We start from the raw sequence: 24,469 nt of genomic DNA on the forward strand, positions 1-24,469 counted from the left end.
GTGCGTGCGAACGGGGTGGGGGTCAGAACTTGATCCCGCCGAGCAGACCGGCCAGGCTCGCGCCGCCCGCCGTGATGCTCGGGGCGATGGCCGTGCCCGCGAGGTAGAACCCGAAGAGGGCGCTGACCATCGCGTGCGAGGCCTTGAGGCCGTCCTTGCGGAAGAAGAGGAAGACGATGATGCCGAGCAGGACCACGCCTGACATGGACAGGATCATGATTGTTTCTCCTGGATCGATGGGGACAGTCACCATGAGTACTTCCAGGCTCACAGGATGTATCCATACGATAAAAGGTGCAACTGGGTGAAAGTCTCCTTATTTCACTCCGATAGACCTGCTCGGCAGGGCCCCTCGGTGGCCCTCTCGATGATTTGTCGGTTTCGTGGTGATCCTTGCCTCGGGTGGGCCAGGTCATGTGCCCGCGAAGCCAGTACTCTGGCGATTCACCCGTACGGTCGCACCGCTACGGCCGCACGTCCCCGCAGTCCCGTTCGTCGTCGCACTGTTCCCGCGGTGCGAGTCCCCCAGTGAGAGGCGGTCCCGTCGATGAGTGAAGCGCCCGACCCCGAGGTCGTGGAGCTGGCGACCAAGATCTTCGATCTGGCCCGGCAGGGGCAGACCGAAGCACTCGTGGCGTACGTCGACGCGGGCGTTCCGGCCAACCTCACCAACGACCGCGGCGACTCGCTCGTGATGCTCGCGGCCTATCACGGCCACGCCGACGCCGTGAGCGCCCTCCTGGCGCGCGGGGCGGAGGCGGACCGCATCAACGACCGGGGTCAGACTCCGCTCGCCGGGGCCGTCTTCAAGGGCGAGGACGCCGTCATCCGCGTCCTCCTGGACGCGGGCGCGGACCCCTCGGCGGGGACGCCCTCCGCCGTCGACACGGCCCGTATGTTCGCCAAGGCCGAACTGCTCGACCTGTTCGGAGCGCACTGAACCATCCGCTGTGACCAGGAGAGACAGCTTTTTCGGGGATTTTCGGGGGAGGCGGAACGGGGCCGCCGGAAATGCGGTCGCGGCAGCGAGAACCGCTGGGTCATCATGACGTCGTGATTCACGGACGCGATGGCTGGGCAGGTGTTGCCGCACCGCGCGGACCGTGACGCGGCCCGCACGGGCCACCGACGAGAGGCAGAGGAAGATGGTCTACAGCAAGCAGGAAACGGCGGGCGCCCCGACGTGTTGTCACGCGGCCAGGTAGAGCAGGATCCCGGTTGCGTCGACGCTTGATGTGAGGCTGTTTCCCATGTTCGATCCGGTCATAGCGCCCAGCGGTACGCTGCTCGGCCTGCTCCAGAGGGGCCGCGGCGACGGCACGCTGCACGCGCTCACCGCACCGCGGGCCGAAGCGCTCGCGGCACTCAACCACTGTGTGCTGAGCGATCCCCGCCACGACTGGCAGGTGGAGAACCGCTCGCTCTACTACGCCCGTCTCCACCTCGACCTGGGGGGAGGCCTCGACGAGATCGAGGCGCACCTCTTCGACGCGGCGGACGTGCTCGACACCGACGAGTCACGTACGGGCCTGGCGCTCGCCGTCCTCGGCCACCTCGCCTCGTACGGCAGGCGGGACGCCCTGGAACTGCTGCGGCGGTACGCCGCCCACGGCGCCAACTGGGCCTGGGCCCTCGACGAGCTGGCGCTGCGCGACGACGACGCCGGTCTGCGCGCGCTCGCGGTCCCCGTCCTCGCCCGCTTCCCCGCCGATCCCGAGGGCGAGGCCGAGCTGGCGGCGGTCGTACGGGACTCCTTCGAACCGAGGCCCTGGCGGCTGTGGGCCGACGATCCCCGCGCATCCGTGGGTACGCGCGTGCGTGCCGCCCGGGAAAGCGGTTCCTTCGACCGATGGCAGCAACAGATGCGACCGTCCGGGCCCCGCCCCGGGTGGAGCGTGCGGGCCGTCTTCGAGTGGGCCCAGCAGGGCATGGAGCGCGGAGCCGCGCTCCATGTGCCCGCCGCGCGCTGCCTTACGGCCGTCGCCGGACCCGAGGACCGCCCCGAGATCGTCGAGGCCGCCCGCACCGGGGACGACGGCGCACGCTGCACCGCCCTGCGCTATCTGGCCGACAGTCACGATCCCGACGCACTGGATCTGGTGGAGGCCGCACAGGCCTCCGGCTCGCCCCTCGTGCTGGAAGCCGCCGTGGACGCCTTCGAACGGATGCGGAGTGTCGCCGCCGTGCGACGGGCCCGCGGGTGGGCCCACCGGCCCGACGCCCTCGGAGAGGCCGCCGGACGCGTCCTCGCCTGCCGGGGCGGCGCACAGGACAGCGAACTGGTCCTGGGCGCCCTGCGCGAAGCCGTACGGGGTGAGGGACCCGACGCGCAGACCCTGTGGACCCTCGTCGACGGTGCCGGACGGCTCGGTATCGCGGGGGCGGCGCCCGTTCTGCGGCACGTCTACCGCGAGACCGCCTCCTCCCATCTGCGCGGCCGGGCGGCTCGCGCGCTGGCCGCCACCGACCCGTCCTTCGCCGCGGGGTTCGCCGTCGAATGCCTGTGGGACTGCGAGGAGACCACCCGCGAAGTGGCCGCACGGCACGCCGAGACCGGGGACGCCCGCGTGGTCGACCAGCTCCGCCGGCTCGCCGCCGACCCGGCCGAGGAGGCCGATGTGCAGACCGCGGTCCGCAGCCGCATCGGACCGGACGCGTCCGCCGTGTGACACCGGACCGCTCGGAAGCAGTTTGGGAACGCGCCGTGCGCGCCGGTGTACGCGACCGGCGTGTGAGCCTTCCGTCGTCGGCCCGTATCCCGCCGGTACGGGCCCGGACGCCGGAGCGTGACCGGTTCGTGATGAGAGGGCGTGCGGAGCACAACGCTCATGGGACGTTCCTCATCCGGAAAGATCCACGTTGACGTGGCCACGTCCGGCACGATGACAACACCCGTATGCGTGTCGTCATCGTCACCGAGTCCTTTCCCCCCGATGTGAACGGCGTGGCCCACTGCGCGCTCCAGACCGCCCGGCATCTCGTCGAGCGCGGTCACACCCCCGTTGTCGTCGCTCCGGCAACCTCCCCCAAGCTCTCGACCCCCTCCGAACAGCCGGGCGGCTCCTTCGGAATCGAGTCCGAGGCCTCCGCACCGTGCCCCGTCGTCCGCATCCCCTCCCTGCCGCTCCCCGGCTACCCCCAGGTCCGCGTCGCCCTCCCCAGCCGACGCGTCGCCGCCGCGATCACCGCACACCGTGCCGACATCGTGCACCTGGCCAGCCCCTTCGTCCTCGGCGTCCGCGGCATGGCCGCCGCGGGCCGGCTCGGCATCCCCGCCGTGGCCGTCTACCAGACCGACCTCGCCGGCTACGCCCGTACGTACCTCAACGCGGGCGAGGCCACCGCCTGGCGCCGTATCCGCTCCGTCCACGCCGCCGCCGACCGCACGCTCGCCCCGTCCACCGCCGCTCTGCACGACCTGGAGGCGCACGGTGTGCCCCGGGTGCGGCTGTGGCCGCGGGGCGTCGACACCGTCCGTTTCCGGCCGCAGCACCGGGACGACAGCCTCCGCCGCGAACTCGCCCCGAACGGCGAGCTGATCGTCGGTTACGTGGGCCGGCTCGCCCCCGAGAAGCAGATCGAACTCCTCACCGGAGCCTGCGGTCTGCCGAACGTACGGGTGATCGTCGTCGGTGACGGCCCGAGCAGGCCGAGCCTCGACCAGGCGCTGCCGGGGGCCGTCTTCCTCGGGCGCCGCACCGGCGACGAACTCGCCCGGATCTTCGCCTCCCTGGACGTCTTCGTGCACACCGGCCCGTTCGAGACCTTCTGCCAGACCGTCCAGGAGGCGATGGCCAGCGGCGTGCCGGTCGTCGCCCCTGCCGCGGGCGGTCCGCTCGACCTGGTGGCGCACGGGCGCACCGGGCTGCTCGTCCCGCCGCGCGACGAGGGCGCCGTGCGCGACGCCGTCCGGTCGCTCGCCGCCGACCCCGCCCTGCGGTCCGCCTACGGCGCCGAGGCACGGCGTACCGTCGAAGGCCGCACCTGGGCCGCCGTCGGGGACGCGCTCATCGATCACTACACGGACGTCCTCGCCGGACGGGCGGTGGTGGCGGCATGAGCGAGTCCCTGAGCATCGTGCGGCTCGCCAACTTCGTCACCCCCTCCTCGGGGGGCCTGCGGACCGCGCTGCGCGAACTGGGCGCCGGCTACCTGGCGGCCGGGCACCGGCCCGTCCTGATCGTGCCCGGTGAACGCGCCTCGGACCGCGAGACCGGACAGGGGCGCGTCATCACGCTGCCGGGCCCGCTGCTGCCCGGCACCGGCGGTTACCGCGTCCTCACCGACAGGCGGCGCGTGGCGGCGCTCCTGGAGACGCTGGCCCCCGACCGTCTTGAGGTCTCCGACCGCACGACCCTGCGCTGGACCGGCGTCTGGGCGCGGCGCGCCCGGGTGCCCGCGGTGATGGTGTCCCACGAGACCGCCGACGGCGTGCTGCGCACCTGGGGCATGTCGCCGGGCCTGGCCCGGCGGACCTCCGACGCCATCAACCTCCGTACCGCGCACCACTACGCGCGGATCGTGTGCACCACGGAGTTCGCGGAGCGCGAGTTCGTACGCATCGGCGCCCGCAATGTCGTACGCGCCCCTCTGGGCGTCGACCTGGAGGGGCGACACCCCGCGCTGCGGGACCCGGCGATCCGGGCCCGGTACGCGCGCGTGGACCAGACCCTGCTGGTGATGTGCTCCAGGCTGTCCGTCGAGAAGCGGCCCGGTACGGCACTGGACGCGCTGGAGGCGCTGCTGCGGGGCGGGCAGCGGGCGGTGCTCGTCGTGGCCGGCGACGGGCCGCTGCGGGCCCGGCTCGAACAGCGGGCCCGTGAACGGCGGCTGCCCGTCACCTTTCTCGGGCACGTCGCCGACCGTGCGCTCCTCAGCGGTCTGCAGGCCTCCGCCGACGTGTGCCTGGCGCCGGGGCCCGCCGAGACCTTCGGGCTCGCCGCCCTGGAGGCCATGGCCTGCGGCACGCCCGTCGTCGCCAGCGCCACCTCCGCCCTTTCGGAGGTCATCGGCTCCGCCGGAGCCACCGCCGCGGACACCGGGTCGGCCTTCGGCGTCGCGATCAGGATGCTCCTGGACCGGCCCGAGAACGAGCGCAGGATGGCCGCACGCGCGCGTGCGGCCTGTTTCGGGTGGCCGGCGGCCGTGGAGGCGTTCCTCACCGCGCACGACGCGGCCGTCCGGGTGGGGGCGCGGGAATCGCTCCCCGCCGCCGCTCTCCGTCCCGTGACACGGCCTCGGGAGGGCGTCGCATGAGACCACTGCGGTTCGTGGCGCTGGGCGACTCCCTGACGGAAGGGGTGGGCGACCCTGGCCGCTTCCGAGGTGCGGCATCGGGTGCGGGGCACTGGCGTGCGGCTTGATCTTGCGGCGTCCCGGGGTGTGGCGTCGGCGTTGGCGGGGCTTGCGGTGGGGGTCCCGTCGACGCGGCCGCGCAGTTCCCCGCGCCCCTGAAAAGCAAAAGATTGCGCCGTTCCCCGCGCCCCTGAAAGCGGAAGCTGCGCCGTTGCCTGCGGTCCTGGAAGGCGAAAGATTGCGCCGTTCCCCGCGCCCCTGTAGGGGGAAAGCCGCGCCGTTGTCCGCGGCTCTAGAAAGCAGCAGACTGCGCCGATCTCCGCGGCCCCGAGGGGGTGCGGGTCGGTACGAAGCGTACGGGGGTGCCCGGGGGGGCCTGGGCTGTGGTGGGGAGGTCTGTGGGGTGGACCACTGCGATCACCGGGTAGCCGCCGGTGGTGGGGTGGTCCGCCAGGAAGACGACCGGGCTGCCGTCCGGGGGGACCTGGACGGCGCCCAGGACCATCCCCTCGCTGGGGAGTTCGCCGCCGATCGCCCTCTCCAGGGCGGGCCCCTCCGTGCGCAGGCCGATGCGGTTGCTCGCGGAGGACACCCGGTAGGTGTGCGTGGTGAACGTGTGCCAGGCCGTGGCCGTGAACCAGTCGTCGCGTGGGCCGGGCGTCACCCGAAGCACCAGTTCGGCCGGCGGGGACGGCTGCGGAACGACGTCCACGCGCGCGGGGACGTCGTACGGCTTCCCCAGGGGGAGCACCGTGCCGTCGGTGAGGGGCGGCGGGCCGAGGCCCGAGAGGAGGTCGGTCGAGCGGCTGCCCAGCACCTGTTCGACGGTCACCCCGCCCGAGACGGCCACGTAGGCGCGTACTCCGGAGACGGCCGTTCCCACTGACAGCAACGCTCCGGCGGGCACGTGCACCGGGGCACCCCAGGCGGCAGGGCGGCCGTCCACGGAGACGGGGCACGGGGCGCCTCCCACGGCCATCGTGACCGCCGAACGCGGCCGCACCTCGCAGCCGTTCAGTGTCGTCTCCAGGAGGGCCGTTTCGGGCGGATTGCCGACGAGCCGGTTCATCAGGGCGGCGGCGGGCGCGTCCAGCGCGCCGGAGCGCGGTACGCCGAGGTGTGCGTGGCCCGGACGCCCTCGGTCCTGCACCGTGGTCAGCGCCCCGGCCCGTACGACGACCAGTGCGCGGTCGGTCATCAGAAGTCCACCGGCACGAAGCGGACCGGTGTTCCTGGCGACAGCAGGGCGGCCGGCACACGCGCGTGGTCCCACAGGACGGCGTCCGTCGTGCCGATCAGCTGCCAGCCGCCCGGCGACGAGCGCGGGTACACGCCCGTGTACGGGCCCGCGAGGCCCACCGAGCCCGCGGGGACGGTCGTACGGGGTGTCGCGCGCCGGGGCACGCCGTAACGGGCCGGGAGCCCGGTGAGGTAGCCGAAGCCGGGCGCGAACCCGCAGAAGGCGACGCGGAACTCGGCCGCCGCGTGGATCCTCGCCACCTCGTCCGGGGACACGCCCCAGCGCTCGGCGACGTCCGCCAGGTCGGGGCCGTCGTAGCGCACGGCGATCTCCACCATGTCCTTCTCGGGTGGCGGAACGGGCGGGAGGCGTGCGGCGGACAACTGCGCGGCCAGCCGGGACGGGTCGTCGAGGCCGTCGAGGAGCACCGTGCGGGCCGCGGGGACGATCTCGCGCACGGAGAGGGAGCCCTCCGCGCGACGGCGGAGCAGATCGGCGTGCAGGGCCTGTGCCTCCTCGTCCGTGGACACCTCCACGAGCAGAGCACGGTCACCGACCGGCAGTGCCCTCATACGAACGCCTCCACGCGGACGCCCGCCTCCTCCAGCCGTGCCCGGACCCGGCGGGCCAGGTCCACCGCGCCGGGCGTGTCGCCGTGCAGGCACAGGGAGCGGGCCCGTACGGCGATGTCACGGCCCGAGTGGGACGTGACGACACCAGAACGGGCGAGGCCGACCGAGCGTTCCACGACCTCACCCGGACGGGTGATCACCGCGCCCTCCCGGCCACGCGGCACGAGTGTGCCCTCGTCGGTGTACGCGCGGTCCGCGAACGCCTCGGTGACGACCGGCAGCCCGGCCTTCCCGGCCGCGTCGAGGAACCGGGAGCCTGGCAGCCCGAGCACCGGCAGCGAGGCGTCGGCGAGCCGTACCCCGTCCACGACCGCCCTCGCCTGTTCCTCGTCGTGCACGACGCGGTTGTAGAGCGCGCCGTGCGGTTTGACGTAGGCCACGCGCGCGCCCGCCGCGCGTGCGAAGACCTCCAGGGCACCGATCTGGTAGGCCACCTCGGCCGCCAGTTCGTCGGGCGGCACGTCCATCGCGCGCCGCCCGAAGCCCGCCAGGTCCCGGTAGGAGACCTGGGCGCCGATCCGTACACCGCGCCCGGCGGCGAGGTCGCACACCCGCCGCATGGTGGGGGCGTCCCCGGCGTGGAAGCCGCAGGCCACGTTGGCGCTGGTGACGACGGACAGCAGCTGTTCGTCGTCGGTCAGGTGCCAGCGGCCGAAACCCTCGCCGAGATCGGCGTTGAGATCGATGGAGGTACCGAGGGAGGAACCGGTGGGGATACCGGTGGAGGTCATGGAGTGTCCGTTCTCCGGTCGGGTGGATCAGGCGACTCAGGCGACGCGGTACTGCTCGTCACGGGCGTCGGTGATGAACATCTGGCCCGGCGCGTGGGTGATCGCGAACGGCGGGCGCGAGGCCATCACCGCGGCCTGCGGCGTCACACCGCAGGCCCAGAACACCGGGATGTCGTCCGGTTCGAAGTCCACCGGATCGCCGAAGTCGGGGCGGCCCAGGTCCTCGATGCCGAGGGTGCCCGGGTCGCCGCAGTACACCGGGCTGCCGTGCACCGCGGGCAGCAGACTGGTCTCCCGGATCGCCACGGGCAGGTGCTCGGGCGGCACCGGACGCATGGACACCACCATGGGCCCGTGCAGCCGTCCGGCGGGGCGGCACTGGCGGCCGGTCACGTACATGGAGACGTTGCGTCCCTGCTCGATGTGGCGCATCGGTACGCCCGCCTCTGTCAGCGCCCACTCGAAGGTGAAACTGCACCCGATGAGGAACGAGACGAGGTCGTCGCGCCAGTGCGCCACCACGTCCGTGGGCTCCTCCACCAGCTCGCCGTGCTCCCACACCCGGTAGCGCGGCAGGTCGGTGCGCAGATCGGCGCCGTCGGCCAGGGCGGTCGTCCAGGAACCGGCGTCGGTGACGTCCAGCACCGGGCAGGGCTTCGGGTTGCGCTGGCAGAACAGGAGCATGTCGTACGCCCAGTCGGCCGGCACCGAGATCAGGTTCGCCTGGGTGTGGCCCGCCGCGCAGCCCGCGGTGGAACCCGACACGCCCGCACGGAACCGGGAGCGTGCCTCTGCCGGGCTCCACGCGTGCGCGTGGTCGTCGAGCAGGTTGAGCGGGCGGTGCTGTGTACTCGGCGGCCGGTTCACAGAAGCTCCTTCCCACGGGTCTCGGGCAGACCGAGCAGGGCCAGCGCCGCGAGACCGTATCCGATCGCGCCGAAGACCAGCGCGCCCCCGACACCCCAACTGTCGGCCAGGAAGCCGACCAGGGTCGGGAAGACCGCGCCCACGGCACGGCCGGTGTTGTACGTGAAGCCCTGCCCCGTGCCGCGTACGGCCGTCGGATACAGCTCACTGAGGAACGAGCCGAAGCCGCTGAAGATCGCCGACATGCAGAACCCGAGCGGGAAGCCGAGCACGAGGACGAGGGTGTTGGCGCCGCTCGGGATGTTCGCGTACGCCAGGACGCAGATCGCCGAGAGGATCGCGAAGAGCAGGATGTTGCGCTTGCGGCCCAGCTTGTCGGTGAGATAACCGCCGGTCAGGTAGCCGATGAAGGCCCCGGAGATCAGGAACGCGAGATAGCCGCCGGTGCCGACGACGGACAGTCCGCGGTCGGTCTTCAGGTACGTCGGTACCCAGGTGGCCAGTGTGTAGTAGCCGCCCTGGACGCCCGTGGAGAGCAGCACGGCGAAGATCGTCGTCTTCAGGAGTCCGGGTTCGGTGGCCGTGCCCGGCTTGAAGATCCTGGCGAAGGAACCCTTCTCGGGGCTCTCCTTGCGGCGCTCGGCCGCCTCCGGTGCGTCCTGCACCTGGCGGCGCACCCAGACGACCAGCAGGGCGGGCAGGGCTCCGGTCCAGAACATCACGCGCCAGGCGATGTCGTCGTCGAGGAACTGGAAGACCAGGGTGTAGACGACCACGGCGAGTCCCCAGCCCACGGCCCAGGCGCTCTGGACCGCGCCGAGCGTACGGCCCCGGTGCTTGGGGCTCGCGTACTCGGCGACCAGGATCGCGCCGACCGCCCACTCACCGCCGAAACCGAGTCCCTGAAGCGCGCGGAAGACCAGCAGGGTCTCGTAGTTGGGCGCGAAACCGCAGGCCACGGTGAAGACCGCGTACGTGATGACCGTGATCATCAGTGCCTTGACGCGCCCGATCCGGTCCGCGATGACACCCGCGGCAGCGCCGCCGATCGCGGACACGACGAGCGTGACGGTCGTGAACAGCCCGGTCTGGCCGCTGCTGAGACCGAAGTACGCCGCCAGGGCCACCATGCTCAGCGGCAGCGTGAAGTAGTCGTACGAGTCCAGGCCGTAGCCGCCGAACGCGCCCCCGAAGGCGCGGCGACCGCGCGGCCCGAGGGCCCGCAGCCAGGCGAACGCACCCTCGTCGGCGGTGGGTTCACCCGCTCCGGGGCGCTTTTCGGCGGACAGGGCCCGCGGTGGAGGGGTCGTGCTCATGGGCACCTCGCAGATGAGGGACGGGAGGGTGCTTGGGGACCGAGCCTTGCCATGCCGTGCGGAAGCCGTCGGCACCGGGACGAGCGGGTGGTGCCCGGGACGAGCAGGTGGTGCCCGACACACCCGGTGCCTGCTAAGCAAGGTAGAGGATCGTTGAACGATCCTTCAATACTCATGTTGTCTCGTTCTTGTATCTGCGATTGAATTCGGGCGTGGCCGAACTGAACGGACTGGCGGACGACCGCGCGCTGCTGGGCCGCACCAGCACCGCCGAGCGGGTCTCGGACATCCTGCGGAGCCGGATCGCCGACGGGTACTTCCCACCCGGCAAGCGCCTGTCCGAGGACAGCATCGGCGGCGCGCTCGGTGTCTCCCGCAACACCCTGCGCGAGGCGTTCCGGCTGCTCACGCACGAACGGCTGCTGGTCCACCGGCTCAACCGGGGTGTCTTCGTACGGGTGCTGACCGTCGAGGACGTCGAGGACATCTACCGCACCCGCAGCCTCGTCGAATGCGCGGTCGTCCGCGGACTCGGCAAGCCGCCGTACGCGGTGGACGGCCTCGCGGAGTCGGTCACGGACGGGCGGCGGGCGGCCCACGAGGGCGACTGGAAGGGCGTGGGCACGGCCAACATCCACTTCCACCAGGAACTGGTGGCCCTCGCCGCCAGCGCCCGCACCGACGAGCTGATGCGCAGCGTCTTCGCCGAACTCCGCCTCGCCTTCCACCTCGTGGACGACCCGAGACGCCTCCACGAGCCCTACCTGACCCGCAACGGCCAGATCCTGCAGGCGCTCCAGGACGGCGACCGGGAGGAGGCGGAGAACCTGCTCGCGGTCTATCTGGACGACTCCCGCAGGCGGGTCACGGAGGTGTACGGCCGCAGAGTGGCGGAGCCCCTCTAGGAGCGCGGGGAACGCCGCGGCCGGCCCCCACCGGCCCGCCCCGGCGAACAACCGGAAGCACCCCACCCCACCCGCGGGAACGATTTGGGTGGATGTCAGACCCAGGACCTAGTCTGTGCAGCGTGACTTCGCCTGCATCGACGGACAGCGCTCCGCCCCAGCTCAGCGCGGGGCCGCGCCCCGCCCTGGGCCCGGCCGCCGACGAGGGCCTGGCGCGGCGGCTGCGCGCGCTCGCCTGCACCGCGCCCCTGCACGACCTCGACGTGCGCAAGGCGAACCTCGCGGGTGAGTACTCGGTGTACGGCATGGCGGAGGTGGCCCTCGCCTCCATCGACCTCATCACGCTGAACATGGACTTCGACACGGGCGCCGACCACGACCAGATAGTGGCCAGGCTCATCCCGCGCATCGCCGCCCAGGCCCCGCGCCGGCCCGTCGCCGAGCACGAACGGGTGGCCCGCTGGGTCCTGGAGAACCTGATCAACGTCGGCAGCGTCGACCGCGGCTTCCGGGCCGTCTACGGCACGTTCGCGCCCGACGGTTCGTACGTGCGCCGCGACTACGACTTCAAGCTGATCGAGGAGGTGGCGGGCTACGCGGGAAGCGTGTACCTCCGTACGACGGACGAGGCGGTCAACGTCCTCGTGGGCGCCCTCGACACCGACGTCACCAGCGCGCAGATCGCCGCCGAGGTCAAGCTTGAGGTGCTGATCAGCCGGGGCCGCCTCGCGGACGCCCAGCTCGCCGCCGAGCAGGCCCGCTACCGGACCGTGCAGTACTCGGAGACGCTCCGCAGGGCCCTGGACGCCACCCGGCGCAACGTCCGGGCGGTGGACTGGCTGCAGGCCGTGCCCGACATGATCGCCGAGGCCCTCGACCACGTGGCCGACCGCTACCGCCACGAGAACGCGATCCTCACCAACATCCGCAAGGCGCGGGACGAGTCGGAGGACCCCGAGCAGAAGCGCCGGGCCGCCGAGCTCGTCGACATCGTGAAGGACTGCATCCGGCGCCACACGCAGTTGCAGTCCCGGCTCCTGGAGGCCGGGCCGCTGTTCCGCGCCGAGCAGGACCGGCAGGCCTTCGCGACTCCGATGACCACCTCCGGCCTCGACCTCTACGGGCATCTCGTCGCCCCTGTACTGCCGCTGACCCTGGAGCAGGCGCTGCGGGTGACCGACGCCTTCTTCGCGCGCGGGACGGGGCTTCGCACCCCCGCGTCCGTCCGGGTCGGGGATCTGGTCGACCTGCTGCTGACGCCGCCGGTGGAGCGGGAGCATCTCGGTGCGGAGATGCCCGAGCCCGATCTCATCGCCACGCCGGACGACAGCCGGTTCAGCGAGGAGCAGCTCGCCGCCGCCATGGAGTTGCTCGACCTGCCGGCCGACGCGCCGCGCCGGCTGTCCGGGCTGCTCGCGGACGCGCGGCGGCAGGACTCCGAACTGCCGTATCTGGTCGCCCTGCTGGCGGTGCACGCGGCCAGTCCGCCGGTCGGCACCGCGTACCGGCAGGGGGAGGGGCGGCTGCTGTTCGCCGTGGACGACGGGGTCGAGCTGGACGATCCGGAGTTCGGTGGGGCGGATCTGATCGTGGGGATGGCTCTGCTGGATGTGGTCGGGATGACCGCGGGCCGGTCGGAGGTCGCGTGAGCGGTTGCTTGAGCAGGATGGGGTACTGCGGACGGGGTGTGACGTGCGGGCCGTCCGTGGCTGGTCGCGCCCACGCGGCGGAGCCGCACATGTCACAGCCCCGCGCCCATGAGGGCGCCCCCGAGGGGGCGCGTGACCTGGGCCCCGATATGCGCAGGGGCCGCGTTTTTCGTAGCAAGGAGTCCCAGTCGTGAGCGAGCAGGTCGAGTGGAGTGAGCCGGAGGCGGTCGTCGCGGCGGTGAGCGCCCCCGTCACCCCTGCCGACACCGCGGACGCGGCGCGGCTCGTGGCCTTCGGGCTGCAGCCCAAGACGCAGCCCGCGCGGGATCAGGAGTACGCCGAACTGCTGCGGCGGTACCGCGAGGATCCCCCCTTCGCGCGGCTCGCCGACGCCGTGGCCACCGGGCTCGGGCTCGTCGTCCTTGAGGTGTCCCCGCGGGCCGGTATGGCGGTGACCGCCGCCGAGGACTCGGTGTTCGCCGTGCGCATGGGCGACTACGCGCGACGGGCGTCCGCCGACTCGGGCGACCGGTTCCTGCACGGCCTCGCCCACCTCGCCGTCGCCGCCCTTGCCTTCCCGAGGCCCGAGGACCTCGCGGACGACGGATACATCGGCCGCGTGTCGGTCAACGGCGTCGACGCGTTCGTACGACAGGCCTGCCGGCGTCTGGAGGAGCGGGCCGAGGAACAGGGGGAGAACACCGATCCGGCCACGGACGCGCCGGGGCTTGAGGCCGCCTGGCGGATCTGGGCGCGGCGCAGCTCCGCCGGAGCCACCAAGGACGCGCGCAGACTGGCCGGTTCCACCACCGGCATCGTCGGCAAGGCAGCCGCGTTCCTCACCGACTCCGGGTTCCTGCAGCGCACCGGGGACGACGCCGGGGGCACGTACCGCACGACCGCCCGCTATCAGCTCCAGGTGCGGGACATGGCGGGCAGCGCCGCCCTGGCCGAGCTGCTGGAGCTGGGTGTCGTGCCGGTGACCGACGGCACCGCGAGCCTGATGCCGGCCGAGGACACCGACGATCTGGAGCTGGCCGCCGACGCCGGGCTGCCGTTCCACTCGTAGCCGACGCGGCCCGATCCACCGACCCCTCGCCCCCCTCCCGTCACTTCCCCCCACCACTCACGACTACGAGAGTCCGCCATGTACGAGCTGTCCCGGGTCCGCCTCTACTCCATCGGGCCGGCCGGTGCGCGCTACGCCGACACCGTGCTGGACCTGCGCGGAGTCGGCGGCCTCGTGCCCGACCCCGCGCCCACACAGGCGGAGTTCTTCCAGGAGGAGCCCGTCGGGCCGCCGCGCCGCCCCGCACCCGCAGGTGTGCTCTTCCTGGAGAACGGCGGCGGCAAGTCCGTACTGCTCAAGCTGATCTTCTCGGTGATGCTGCCCGGCCACCGCAACACCCTGGGCGGCGCCAGTTCCGGTGTGCTGCGCAAGTTCCTGCTCGCGGACGACTGCGGGCACGTGGCGCTGGAGTGGCAGCACACGCTCACCGGCGAGTGCGTCGTGGTCGGCAAGGTCAGCGAGTGGCGCGGGCGGCAGGTCTCCAACGACCCGCGGAAGTTCGCCGAGGCCTGGTACTCCTTCCGGCCCGGTCCCGGGCTGAGCCTGGACAACCTGCCGGTCGCCGAGGCGACCGCCGTACGGGCGCCCGTCGAGGGCGCCTCGGGCGCGCGGGGCCGACGGCGCACCATGAAGGGCTTCCGGGACGCGCTCACCGAGGCGGGCAAGGCGTACCCGCACCTCGAAGTGCACTGGGAGGAGATCCACGACCGGTGGATCGAACACCTCGGCGACCTGGGCCTCGACCCCGAACTCTTCCGCTACCAGCGCGAGATGAACGCCGACGAGGGCGAGGCCGCCGGTCTCTTCGCCGTCAAGAAGGACTCCGACTTCACCGACCTGCTGCTGCGCGCGGTCACCGACACCCGGGACACCGACGGCCTCGCCGACCTGGTGGGCGGATTCGGCAACAAGCTGGGACGACGGGCCGAGCTGATCGCCGAGCGCGAGTTCACCGCCGGATCCGTGGACCTGCTCGGACGGATCGTCGAGGCGGCCGGGGCGCGCTCCCACGCGCGCGACATCCACACGGCCGCCGAGCGGCGTACACGCACACTGGCCAGGCGGCTGTCCGCGCGCGCCGTGCTGGAGCGGGGCCGCACCGGAGACCTGGCCCAGCAGGTCACCACCGCCGCCCACCGCGTCACCGAGGCGGAGGGTTCCCGGCAGCGCAGCGCGCTCGTCGCGGCCGAACTGGCCTACCGGCACGCCTCGTTGGCGCTCGCCGCGGCCGAGAAGGGTGCTGCCGCACAGAAGAGGGAACTCGCCGACGCGCGCACGCTGCACTCGGCGTGGCAGGCGGCGGAAGCCGTGCTGCGGCACCGCGCGGCGGCCGACCGCTCCACGCGCGTGGCCGCCGCGATCCGCGAGGCCGAGCGGGACGCCGCCCCCGCCCTCGCCGCCCGGGCCAGGGCCGCCGTCGACCTCGTACGCGCCCTGCACGCCGCTGCCGAAGGGGCCGAGTCGGTCGCCAACGAGCAGGAGGAGCGGTCCAGTTCGCTCCAGGAGGTCGGTGAGGCCGCCCACCGGGACGCGACGTCCGCCGCCACCGAGGCGCAGCGCGCCCGCAGCGAGGTCGGCCATCTGCGCCAGCGCCTGGGTGAGGTCGAGCAGGAGACCGCCGAGGCGGTGCGGGCCGGCTGGCTCGACGACACCGCCCCCGACGCCGACCCGGCCCGCGCCGCGCTCGCCGCCAGTGATGCCGAGAAGACGGCCGTCGCCGCCTGGGACACCGCGCGCGAGGCGTCCCGCCGTACAGCGGACCATGCCAGGGAGGCCGCGTCCGCCGAGTCCCGGGCCGAGCTGACGGCGGCCCGCGCGGCCGACGCGGCGACGGCGGCCGAGCACGCGTACGACGCGGAACGGCGGGCCGCCCAGGCCCTGGCGGGAGAGGAGCGGCTCGCCGAACTGCTCGGCCTGCCGGGAGCTTCCGGCGGTACGGGCAGCTCCGCGCGCCCGTCGCTGCCGGGGCCACGGCAGGCGACCGCCACGGACGCGAGCGCCGACGGCAGAGGGACGACAGCCACGGCGGACTCCGACGACAGCGGGGCCGACGGCCCCCTCACACCCCGGGAGCTGGACCACTACGCCGACGAGCTCCGCCGGCTCCTCGACGACACCGTCACCTCCGCCGAACGACAGCTCTTCGAGCTGCGGACCGCCGCGGCCGACGACTCCAGGATCCTCGGCGCGCTCGGTGACGGCGGGCTGCTGCCGCCCGGCCCCGACGTGCTGGCCACCGTGGAGTACCTGGGCGAGCACGGCATCCCCGCGCTGCCCGGCTGGCGCTACCTCGCGCAGGCCGTCGACCCCGTCGACCACGCGCGCGTACTGGCAGCCCGGCCCGAACTGGTCGACGGCGTGATCATCACGGACCCGGACACCCACGCCCGGGCCCGCGACGCCCTCACCGACGCCGCGCTCCTCCCGCGCTCCGCGGTGGCCGTCGGTACGGCCGCCGCGCTGCTCGCCCCGACCCCGGCCCCAGGCGCGGGCGGGGACGACGTCTTCCTCGTACCGCCGAACCCGGCCATGCACGACGAGCACGCCGCCGACGAGGAGCGGCAGGCGCTGCGCAGGCGCGCGGCCGAACGGGACGACGAGATCCGAGAGTCGGCGGCCCGGCTCGCCAAGGACCGGGAGCTCGCCGCACGGCTCGCCTCCTGGCGGACGGGCTGCCCGGCGGGGCGGCTCACCGAACTGGCCGGGGCGGCCGGTGACGCGCTTACGTTCGCCGAGGAGACCGAGGCGGAGTTGGCCGAGGCCCGCGCCGTGCGGATCGAGGCCGACGAGGCGGCGGCCGAGGCGGCCCTCGTGCGGGACGAGCGACAGGAAGCCGCACAGCGGGCCCGGCGCGCCGCCGACGCGCTCGCCGGACTCGCCTTCCGGCTGCGAGAACGCGCCGGCTGGCAGGTCAAGGTACGCGAACTCGCCGACGAGGCAGCCGAGTCGGAGGCCCGCGCCCAGGCCTGCCTGGAGCGGGCCCGCGCCGCCGACGAGGACCGGCGCGGCACCCAGCGCGCCGCCGACGACGCCCGGCGCACGGCCCGTGCGCTGCGCGCCGAGCGCGCGGAGATCGCGGGCGCCCCCGACGACCTGCCGGAAGTGGAGTCCGGAGCCGCGAAGCCGTCGCTGCCCGCCCTCCGCGAGGCCTACCGGGCCGCCTCCCAGCTGTACGAGAAGGTCGGGGTCGGCGCCGACCTGCGCGCCGAACAGGCCCGGGCCGAGAGCGACGAGAGCACCGCGCTCACGGAGCTGAACCGGCTGACCAACAAGGTGCGCACCCGGGCCGCCCAGCTCCTGGAGTCCACCGACGGTTCCGACGGCCCGTCCCGGCAGGCGGCCGTGGCCCGCGCCGAGGAGCTGGTCCAGCTCCTCGAAGGCCGGGTGTCGACCGCGAGCGAACAGCTCGGCCGGCTGCGCGGCGAGGCCGAGCGGCACGCGCCCGAGGAGGCCGACGCCCACACCGAGCTGCCCGACGACCTCGTGCCGCGCGACGCCGAGCACGCACAGAGTCTGCTGCGCACCGCCACCGGCGAACTCGCTTCCCGCACCGACGCGTTGAGCCAGGCGCGCGCCGCGCACACCGAGCTGCTCGATGCCCACCACGCCGCCGAGGACGCGGCCGGCGGCTTCGACGAGACGGCCGCCCTGCTCCGGGACCTCCTGCGGGAGCACGCGGACGACGAGCAGGAGGAGACCGAGCCCTATCCCGGCACGCTCGAAGAGGCCAGGCAGTCCGCCGCCGAGGCCCGCCGCTCCCTGCGCGGTTGCGCGGCCGACCTCTCCGCCGCCGAGGCGGCCGTGCGCGAGGCGAGCGACATCCTCGTACGGCACGCCAACTCGACACGCTACGAGCAGGTGCGTACCCCCGCGCGTCAGCAGATCAGGGAGCTGCCCGCGTCCGCCCTGCCCGAGCACGCGCAGAAGTGGGCGGACGCCTTCGCGCCCCGACTGCGGGTCCTGACCGACGAGTTGGCGCAGCTGGAACGCAACCGCGACTCGATCGTGGACCGGCTGCGAGGTCTGGTCGAGTCCGCGCTCGCCACGCTGCGGTCGGCCCAGCGCCTGTCCCGGCTCCCCGAGGGTCTTGGGGAGTGGTCGGGCCAGGAGTTCCTCCGCATCCGCTTCGAGGAGCCCGACCAGGCCACGCTCGCCGAGCGGCTGGGCGAGGTCGTGGACGAGGCGACCAGAGCGGCGGTCAAGAAGAACTCCGACCTGCGCCGCGACGGAATGTCACTGCTGCTGAGGGGAGTCGGCGCGGCTCTGCAGCCCAAGGGCGTCGCCGTCGAGATCCTCAAGCCCGACGCCGTACTGCGCGCCGAGCGCGTCCCCGTCGGGCAGATGGGCGACGTGTTCTCCGGCGGCCAGCTGCTCACGGCCGCCATCGCGCTGTACTGCACGATGGCGGCCCTGCGCTCGAACGACCGCGGCCGGGACAAGCACCGCCACGCAGGCACGCTGTTCCTGGACAATCCCATCGGCCGCGCCAACGCGACGTACCTGCTGGAGCTGCAGCGGGCCGTCTCCGACGCGCTCGGCGTCCAGCTCCTGTACACCACAGGCCTGTTCGACACGACCGCGCTCGCCGAGTTCCCGCTGGTCATCCGCCTGCGCAACGACGCGGACCTGCGGGCGGGCCTGAAGTACATCAGCGTGGAGGAACACCTCCGGCCGGGCCTGCCGAAGGAGACCCCCGCCGGGGAGGCCTCCCACACGGAGATCACGGCGACCCGCATGTACAAGCGGCCCGCGCAGACGGCCCCGTAGAGCCCCTACGGGGCGCCGGCCGCGTCCTCCTTCAGCAGGTCGGCGCACTTCTCGCCGATCATCATCGTCGTGATGCACGGATTCACGCTGACAAGATCCGGCATCACCGACCCGTCCGCGACCCGCAGCCGCTCCACCCCCTTGACCCGCAACCGCGGGTCGAGGGGGGCGGACGCGTCCCCTGCCGCACCCATCTTCACCGTGCACGACGGGTGGTAGACGGTGTTGTGGGTCTGGTGGATGTAGTCGAGCAGCTCGTCGTCCGTCCGGACGTCCGGCCCGGGGGCCAGCTCGGCCCCCGCCCACCCGCTCAGCGCGGGCCGCGCGGCGATCCGCCGGGCCAGCTTCAGTCCGTACGTCATCACGCGTGCGTCGTGCTCGTGCGTGAAGTACCGCGGATCGACCCTCGGCTTGTCCCGGTAGTCGCGGGTGCGCAGCCGCACCGTGCCGCGTGACTTCGCGCGGGTGACGTTCGGCGTGAGACAGAACGCGTTCTCGGAGGTCGGATAACCCCACCGCGCGGTGTTCATGTCGAACGGCACCGACCCGTAGTGGTACATCAGGTCGGGCCGGTCAAGACCCGGTTCGGTGTCGTAGAAGACGCCCGCCTCCCACCACTGGCTGGAGGTGGTCGTCATCGGCTGCTTGGCCTCCCACATGATGACGCCCTCGGGATGGTCCTGGAGGTTCTCGCCCACGCCGGCCGCGTCCACCACCACGTCGACGCCGACCTCGCGCAGATGTCCGGCGGGTCCGATGCCCGACAGCATCAGCAGTTTCGCGCTGTCGATCGAGCCGCAGGACACGATCACCTCGCGCCTGGCCCGTACCGTCCGGGTGTGGATCAGGTCGGGGTCCAGGTACTCGGCGCCCACGCAGCGCCGCCCGTCGAGCACGAGCTTCTTGGCGCGCACCCCGGTCCGTACGTCGAGGTTCGGGCGCTTGCCGAGGATCGGGTGCAGATACGCGACCGACGACGACTGCCGGATGTTGTTCCCGTCGGAGTTGATCTGGAACCAGTTGGCGCCCCGGACGACGGTCCTGCCCGAGTTGAAGGGCGTCGTCGGGATGCCCTCCTGCGCGCAGGCCTCCAGCAGGGCGGTGCCGCACGGGTCGTCGCTCTTGAGCGTACGCAGCTTCACCGGGCCGGTGCGGCCGTGGTGCTCGCCGGGAGCGTCGTTGTTCTCCAGCCGCCGGTAGAGCGGGAAAAGCTCCGCCGCACTCCACCCCGTACAGCCCGCGGCGGCCCAGTCGTCCAGGTCCTCGGCCGGTGCCCAGAAGGCGATGCAGGAGTTGTGCGAGGAGCAGCCGCCCAGGACCCTGGCGCGGGCGTGCCGCAGATAGCTGTTGCCGCTGGCCTGCGGCTCGACCGGGTAGTCCCAGTCGTAGCCGGACTCCAGCAGCCCCATCCAGCGCTCCAGCTTCATGACGGCGTCGTCGCCGACGTCACTGGGGCCGGCCTCCAGGACGCAGACCGTGACGGCCGGGTCCTCGGAGAGCCGGGCCGCGACCACATTGCCCGCGGTGCCCCCGCCCACCACGACATAGTCGAACTCGTCGTTCGGCATGCTGAGTTGACCTCCTCGAAGTTGTGAGTTCCCGGGCGCTCAGTCGGCCGTGGGCGTGGCCGCAGGCGACGCGGGCGGAAGAGGCGTGTCGGCGGCCTCGTACCGGTGCTCCGCGAGCACCCCCGTGCGGTGCCGCTGCACGAACCAGTAGTAGGCGAAGCCGCCTCCCATCACGATGCCGACGAACAGGACGGCACCCCACCGCAGATACCAGTGGTACGGGGCGGCCGCGTTGTAGACCGCGGCGCGCGGCCAGATCAGGTTGATCATCATGACCGCGCCCCACACGACGGCGACGATGTTGACGGGCAGTCCCCAGCGGCCGAGCGAGAACCTGCCCTCGCCCGCGGGCTGCCACTGTCCGCGCAGCCTGGCCACCAGCATGGGCCCGGTGACCAGCAGATACGCGAGATAGATCAGGATGATGCCGATACTGGTGACGACGGTGAAGATCTGCGGCTGGCGGATGTTGACCACCAGGATCGCCAGCGCCAGGATGCCGATGATCACCGCGGGCAGGATCGGGGTCTGGAAGCGCGGATGGACCTTGGCCAGCCTGGAGGAGGCCGGCAGGTTGTTGTCGCGGGCCATCGCGAAGGCCAGCCGGATCGCCGCCGTGTGCACGGCCAGGGCGCACACGGTGACCGCGATGAACACGCACCACAGCATGGCCTTGCCCGCGTCCTCACCGAGCACGTTGAGGACGACGTACTGCAGGCCGTCCGTGGACAGCCGGTCGCCCTTCAGGCTGGACACGCTCATCAGCGCGAGCAGCAGGACGAGCCCGCCGAGGACGAACGAGGCGACGATGGCGCGGATGATGGCACGCGGCGCGTTGCGCGACGGGTCGAGGGACTCCTCGCCGAGCGAGGCGGCCGTGTCGAAGCCGTACATCACGTACGCGGACGCCAGCGACGCGACCAGGAACGCGCCGAAGTAGCCGCCGGGCTGGCCCGCGCCCGTGCCGTTCGTCTCCAGCACGACCCCCGGACCACGGGTGATGTGCACGGCGAACAGCACGATGAGGACGACGGTCGCGACCAGCTCGATGAAGACGCCCGCCGTGTTGATCCGGGCCATCAGCTTCACACCGAGGGCGTTCACCAGAGTGGTGAAGACGATCAGAACGGAGGCCAGCAGCACGGCGTTGGTGGCGACGTCGTACTTGCCCGTGCCGTCACCCACGAACTGGAAGACGGAGGAGATCTGAGGGAGTGTCAGCTGGTAGGCGAGGGCCACGGCCGCGATCGACACGACCGAGGCGATGAGCATCGTCCAGCCGGCCAGCCAGCCTATGTGCGGATTACCTATCTTCTTGGACCAGTTGTAGACGGAACCGGCGACGGGATAGCGGGCGGCGAGTTCGGCGAAGCAGAGCGCGACCATGAACTGGCCGACGAAGACCATGGGCCACGACCACCAGTAGGCGGGCCCGCCGCTGCCGTAGCCGAAGTAGAAGAGCTGGAAGGTGCCGGTGAGGATGGAGATGTAGCTGATACCGGCGGCGAAGGTGTGGAAGTTGCCGAGCGTGCGTTTCAGCTCGGGTCTGTAGCCGAACTCGTTGAGTTCCGAGTCGTCGTGACCGTGTTGTCCCGATGGTGATGGTTGCTCGGTGGTGGTCAAGAGCGGCCTCCTGGGGAAGGGGGAGTTCTCCCGGGCGGGAGTGGAGCGCGGCTCGTGCGGGGCCGTTGGTGAAGACTGGATCTTATGGCGCGGGCGGCCGGATCACTAAGGTGCGGTGCCGTGTATTGCGCGGTGGTGGTGAACCCCGTAGCGGCGGTTCACGAGAACCAGCCCTGGGGACTCGGATCCGTCGTGCGCCAGATGTGCTTGGTCTCGCGGTACTCGGCGAGGCCCGCAGGTCCGAGTTCCCGCCCGAACCCGGACTGCTTGTAACCTCCCCACTCGGCCTGCGGGACGTACGGGTGGTAGTCGTTGATCCAGATCGTTCCGATGCGCAGGGCCGACGCGACGCGCTGCGCCTTCGCCTCGTCGGACGTGAAGACGCCGCCGGCCAGACCGTAGATCGTGGCGTTGGCCAGCCGTACCGCCTCCGCCTCGTCGGTGAACCGCTCCACGGTCAGGACCGGACCGAAGGACTCCTCCTGGACCACGGACATCTCCGCGGAGCACTCGTCGAGCACGGTCGGCGGATAGTAGAAGCCCTCCGGGTGCGGGGGCTCGGCCGGCCGGCCCCCTCCGCAGCGCAGGACCGCCCCCTCCGCCAGTCCCCTGGCCACGTACGCCTCGACCTTCGCCCGGTGTGCGGCCGAGATCAGCGGCCCGGTCTGCGCCCGTTCGTCGAACGGCCCGCCCAGTCTGATCAGCCGGGCCCTGCGGACGACCTCGTCGACGAAACGGTCGTGCAGGCAGTCCTCGACCAGCAGCCGCGCCCCGGCCGAGCAGACCTGTCCGGAATGCAGGAAGACGGCCGTCAGCGCCATGTCGACGGCCGTCTCGAAGTCGGCGTCGGCGAAGACGATGTTCGGGTTCTTGCCGCCCAGTTCGAGGGCGACCTTCTTCACCGTGCCGGCCGCCGCGGCCATGAGCCCGCGTCCGGTCCGCAGACCGCCGGTGAAGGAGACGAGGTCCACGTCCGGATGGTCGCCCAGCGGAGCGCCCGCCTCCGGGCCGGCGCCGAGAATCAGGTTCGCGACCCCGGCGGGCACCCCGGCCTCCTCCAGGAGGCGCATCAGATGGATCGCGGTGTGCGGGGTCAGCTCGCTCGGCTTGAGGACGAACGTGTTGCCCGCGGCCAGCGCCGGGGCGACCTTCCACGCGGTCTGGAGCAGCGGATAGTTCCAGGGGGTGATCAGCGCGCACACACCGACCGGTTCGTGTACGACCCTGCTGTCGACGCCCTCCGTGCCCGTCTCCACGACCCGGCCGGACTCGCTCGCGACGAGCCGCCCGAAGTAGCGGAAGCAGTTCTCGATGTCGTCGATGTCGTACTCGCTCTCCACCAGGCGTTTGCCGGTGTCGAGGGACTCCGCCCGTGCGAGTACGTCCTTGTCGCGGGCGAGCAGATCGGCGACGCGGAGCAGCAGATCGCCGCGTTCGTTCGCGGGGGTCCGCGGCCAGGGGCCCTCGTCGAAGGCGCGGCGCGCGGCCGCGATCGCGTCGGCGGTGTCCTCGCCGCCCGCCTCGTCGACGACCGCGACGAGCGCCCCGTCGGCCGGACAGCGGATCTCACGGGTGCGTTTCTCCCGCGCGCTCGTCCAGGTGCCGCCGATGTAGAGATCCGCCATCCCTGCCTCCCAGCATGCCGATGAGCCACTCGTGGAACATCCCGATGTGGTGCTCGGTGGGCACCAGCACCCCGCCCCTGCGGTAGGCGCGGGACGCCATGGCGGGCTGTGTTCGCTCGCACGCCTCGAAGTCCTGGGCGTTGACCCGGTGGAAGAGCTCCACGGACTTCGACACGTCGGCGCCCGACTCGACGACCTCGGGGGCGTAGAGCCAGTCGCACTCCACGATCGTCCGGTCCTCGGAGAGGGGGAACATTCGGTGCAGGATGACATGGTCGGGGACGAGATTGATGAACACAGTGGGTTTGACCGTTATCGCATAGTAACGACGGCCCTGATCCTCCGCGACCTCAGGCAGCCTCCCGAATCCCTCACTGCCGTCGACCGTGAATCCCTTGACCCCCTCACCGAACTCGGCGCCGTGGCCCACGTAGTACTGGGCGGCATAGCCGTCCGCGAACTCCGGTAGCACATCGGTGAGTTCGGGGTGGATGGTCGCGCAGTGGTAGCACTCCATGAAGTTCTCGACGATCAGTTTCCAGTTCGCCCGCACGTCATAGGTGATGCGTTTGCCGAGGGCGAGGTTCTGCGTGCCGTAGTGCTCGATGGCCGCCACGTTCCCGAGCCGTTCGACGGCCGCGCCCATCACCGTCTCCTCGAAGGACGGCGGTTCGTCGGCCAGACACACCCAGGCGTACCCGAGCCACTCCCGCAGCGCGACGGTGACCAGCCCGTACTCCCGGCGATCGACGTCCGGCATCCGCACCAGGTTCGGCGCCGCGATCAGCTTCCCGTCCAGGTCGTACGTCCAGGCGTGGTACGGGCACTGGAGGCTGCGCCGGACCTCGCCGGCCTCCTCGGTGCGGAGCCGGGCCCCGCGGTGCCGGCAGATGTTGAGGAAGGCCCGCAGCTCACCGGTGCGCGACCGGGTGACCAGGACGTTCTCCCGGCCCACCTGGACCGTACGGAACGCGCCGGGCCTGGCCAGGTCGGCGCCGCGGACCGCGCAGAACCACATCGACTCGAAGAGGTGCTCCTGCTCCTGCCGGAAGATCTCCGGAGAGGTGTAGTAGTGCCCCGGCAGTGTGCTGATCAGACTGGCTGACCGCTGAGCGGAGGCGGTGGCGGAGGCGGTGGCGGAGGGAGCGGTGGACACGGGGGTCGTCGTCACGAGGGGGCTCC

At 72.2% G+C, this 24,469-nt stretch carries 18 protein-coding genes; 8 read left to right on the forward strand and 10 right to left on the reverse strand.

Translation table 11 applies throughout. The features are described 5' to 3' along the window. Positions 1-22 precede the first annotated feature (22 nt). On the reverse strand, positions 23-217 hold the full coding sequence (locus ACIOKD_RS39495; protein WP_041991757.1) for a hypothetical protein: 195 nt from the start codon (positions 215-217) through the stop codon (positions 23-25). A 330-nt stretch (positions 218-547) separates the two neighbouring features. Here ACIOKD_RS39495 and ACIOKD_RS39500 point away from each other — a divergent pair, with 330 nt between their 5' ends. The 4 genes from ACIOKD_RS39500 (at position 548) to ACIOKD_RS39515 (ending at position 5,256) form a co-directional block, all read left to right on the forward strand. Beyond that, on the forward strand, positions 548-940 hold the full coding sequence (locus ACIOKD_RS39500; protein WP_189772896.1) for an ankyrin repeat domain-containing protein: 393 nt from the start codon (positions 548-550) through the stop codon (positions 938-940). 310 nt (positions 941-1,250) lie between these two features. Beyond that, complete coding sequence (locus tag ACIOKD_RS39505) at positions 1,251-2,669, forward strand: HEAT repeat domain-containing protein (RefSeq protein ID WP_402093144.1); 1,419 nt, start codon at positions 1,251-1,253, stop codon at positions 2,667-2,669. A 227-nt stretch (positions 2,670-2,896) separates the two neighbouring features. Continuing rightward, positions 2,897-4,060 carry a glycosyltransferase family 4 protein gene (locus ACIOKD_RS39510; RefSeq protein WP_402093145.1) on the forward strand — a complete coding sequence of 388 codons (1,164 nt, stop codon included), beginning with the start codon at positions 2,897-2,899 and terminating at the stop codon, positions 4,058-4,060. Then, positions 4,057-5,256 (forward strand): glycosyltransferase, encoded by a 1,200-nt coding sequence (locus tag ACIOKD_RS39515; protein ID WP_402093147.1) that lies wholly within the window; start codon positions 4,057-4,059, stop codon positions 5,254-5,256. Before ACIOKD_RS39510 ends, ACIOKD_RS39515 begins: the two co-directional genes overlap by 4 nt. A 331-nt stretch (positions 5,257-5,587) precedes the next feature. Here the strand turns inward: ACIOKD_RS39515 and ACIOKD_RS39520 are convergent, their stop codons facing one another. From ACIOKD_RS39520 to ACIOKD_RS39540, 5 genes are read right to left on the reverse strand one after another with little or no spacing between them, the layout of a single operon-like run. After that, the gene (locus ACIOKD_RS39520) at positions 5,588-6,493 is read right to left on the reverse strand and encodes a biotin-dependent carboxyltransferase family protein (RefSeq protein WP_402093148.1); all 906 of its coding nucleotides are present in this window, start codon (positions 6,491-6,493) and stop codon (positions 5,588-5,590) included. Next, positions 6,493-7,107, reverse strand: a complete 615-nt coding sequence (gene pxpB, locus ACIOKD_RS39525; protein ID WP_402093149.1) for a 5-oxoprolinase subunit PxpB — start codon at positions 7,105-7,107, stop codon at positions 6,493-6,495. Before pxpB ends, ACIOKD_RS39520 begins: the two co-directional genes overlap by 1 nt. Continuing rightward, positions 7,104-7,898: a LamB/YcsF family protein gene (locus tag ACIOKD_RS39530; protein ID WP_402093151.1), complete on the reverse strand. Its 795-nt coding sequence runs from the start codon at positions 7,896-7,898 to the stop codon at positions 7,104-7,106. The genes pxpB and ACIOKD_RS39530 overlap by 4 nt, the downstream gene beginning before the upstream one ends. A 36-nt stretch (positions 7,899-7,934) precedes the next feature. Further along, positions 7,935-8,765 (reverse strand): putative hydro-lyase, encoded by an 831-nt coding sequence (locus ACIOKD_RS39535; protein ID WP_402093152.1) that lies wholly within the window; start codon positions 8,763-8,765, stop codon positions 7,935-7,937. Then, positions 8,762-10,081 carry an MFS transporter gene (locus ACIOKD_RS39540; protein ID WP_402093153.1) on the reverse strand — a complete coding sequence of 440 codons (1,320 nt, stop codon included), beginning with the start codon at positions 10,079-10,081 and terminating at the stop codon, positions 8,762-8,764. The genes ACIOKD_RS39535 and ACIOKD_RS39540 overlap by 4 nt, the downstream gene beginning before the upstream one ends. A 212-nt stretch (positions 10,082-10,293) precedes the next feature. On the opposite strand from ACIOKD_RS39540, the gene ACIOKD_RS39545 reads away from it, so the two are divergent. The 4 genes from ACIOKD_RS39545 to ACIOKD_RS39560 all read left to right on the forward strand — a co-directional run bounded on the left by ACIOKD_RS39545 (position 10,294) and on the right by ACIOKD_RS39560 (position 18,471). After that, positions 10,294-10,986 carry a GntR family transcriptional regulator gene (locus ACIOKD_RS39545; protein WP_402093155.1) on the forward strand — a complete coding sequence of 231 codons (693 nt, stop codon included), beginning with the start codon at positions 10,294-10,296 and terminating at the stop codon, positions 10,984-10,986. Positions 10,987-11,108: 122 nt separating this feature from the next. Continuing rightward, the gene (locus tag ACIOKD_RS39550) at positions 11,109-12,635 is read left to right on the forward strand and encodes a hypothetical protein (protein WP_402093156.1); all 1,527 of its coding nucleotides are present in this window, start codon (positions 11,109-11,111) and stop codon (positions 12,633-12,635) included. A 190-nt stretch (positions 12,636-12,825) separates the two neighbouring features. Next, complete coding sequence (locus ACIOKD_RS39555) at positions 12,826-13,704, forward strand: hypothetical protein (protein ID WP_402093157.1); 879 nt, start codon at positions 12,826-12,828, stop codon at positions 13,702-13,704. Between the two features lie 78 nt (positions 13,705-13,782). Continuing rightward, complete coding sequence (locus ACIOKD_RS39560) at positions 13,783-18,471, forward strand: hypothetical protein (protein WP_402093158.1); 4,689 nt, start codon at positions 13,783-13,785, stop codon at positions 18,469-18,471. 5 nt (positions 18,472-18,476) lie between these two features. Here ACIOKD_RS39560 and ACIOKD_RS39565 read toward each other — a convergent pair whose 3' ends face one another. The 4 genes from ACIOKD_RS39565 to ACIOKD_RS39580 form a co-directional block, all read right to left on the reverse strand. Beyond that, positions 18,477-20,039: a GMC family oxidoreductase gene (locus ACIOKD_RS39565; RefSeq protein WP_402093159.1), complete on the reverse strand. Its 1,563-nt coding sequence runs from the start codon at positions 20,037-20,039 to the stop codon at positions 18,477-18,479. A 39-nt stretch (positions 20,040-20,078) separates the two neighbouring features. Then, positions 20,079-21,662, reverse strand: coding sequence for an APC family permease (locus ACIOKD_RS39570; RefSeq protein WP_402093161.1), 1,584 nt, complete (start codon positions 21,660-21,662; stop codon positions 20,079-20,081). 158 nt (positions 21,663-21,820) lie between these two features. After that, positions 21,821-23,287 (reverse strand): aldehyde dehydrogenase family protein, encoded by a 1,467-nt coding sequence (locus ACIOKD_RS39575; RefSeq protein WP_402093162.1) that lies wholly within the window; start codon positions 23,285-23,287, stop codon positions 21,821-21,823. Further along, positions 23,229-24,458 (reverse strand): aromatic ring-hydroxylating dioxygenase subunit alpha, encoded by a 1,230-nt coding sequence (locus ACIOKD_RS39580; protein WP_402093164.1) that lies wholly within the window; start codon positions 24,456-24,458, stop codon positions 23,229-23,231. The genes ACIOKD_RS39575 and ACIOKD_RS39580 overlap by 59 nt, the downstream gene beginning before the upstream one ends. Positions 24,459-24,469: the final 11 nt, after the last annotated feature.

The organism is Streptomyces sp. NPDC087844, from assembly GCF_044742785.1.
Lineage (GTDB): Bacteria > Actinomycetota > Actinomycetes > Streptomycetales > Streptomycetaceae > Streptomyces.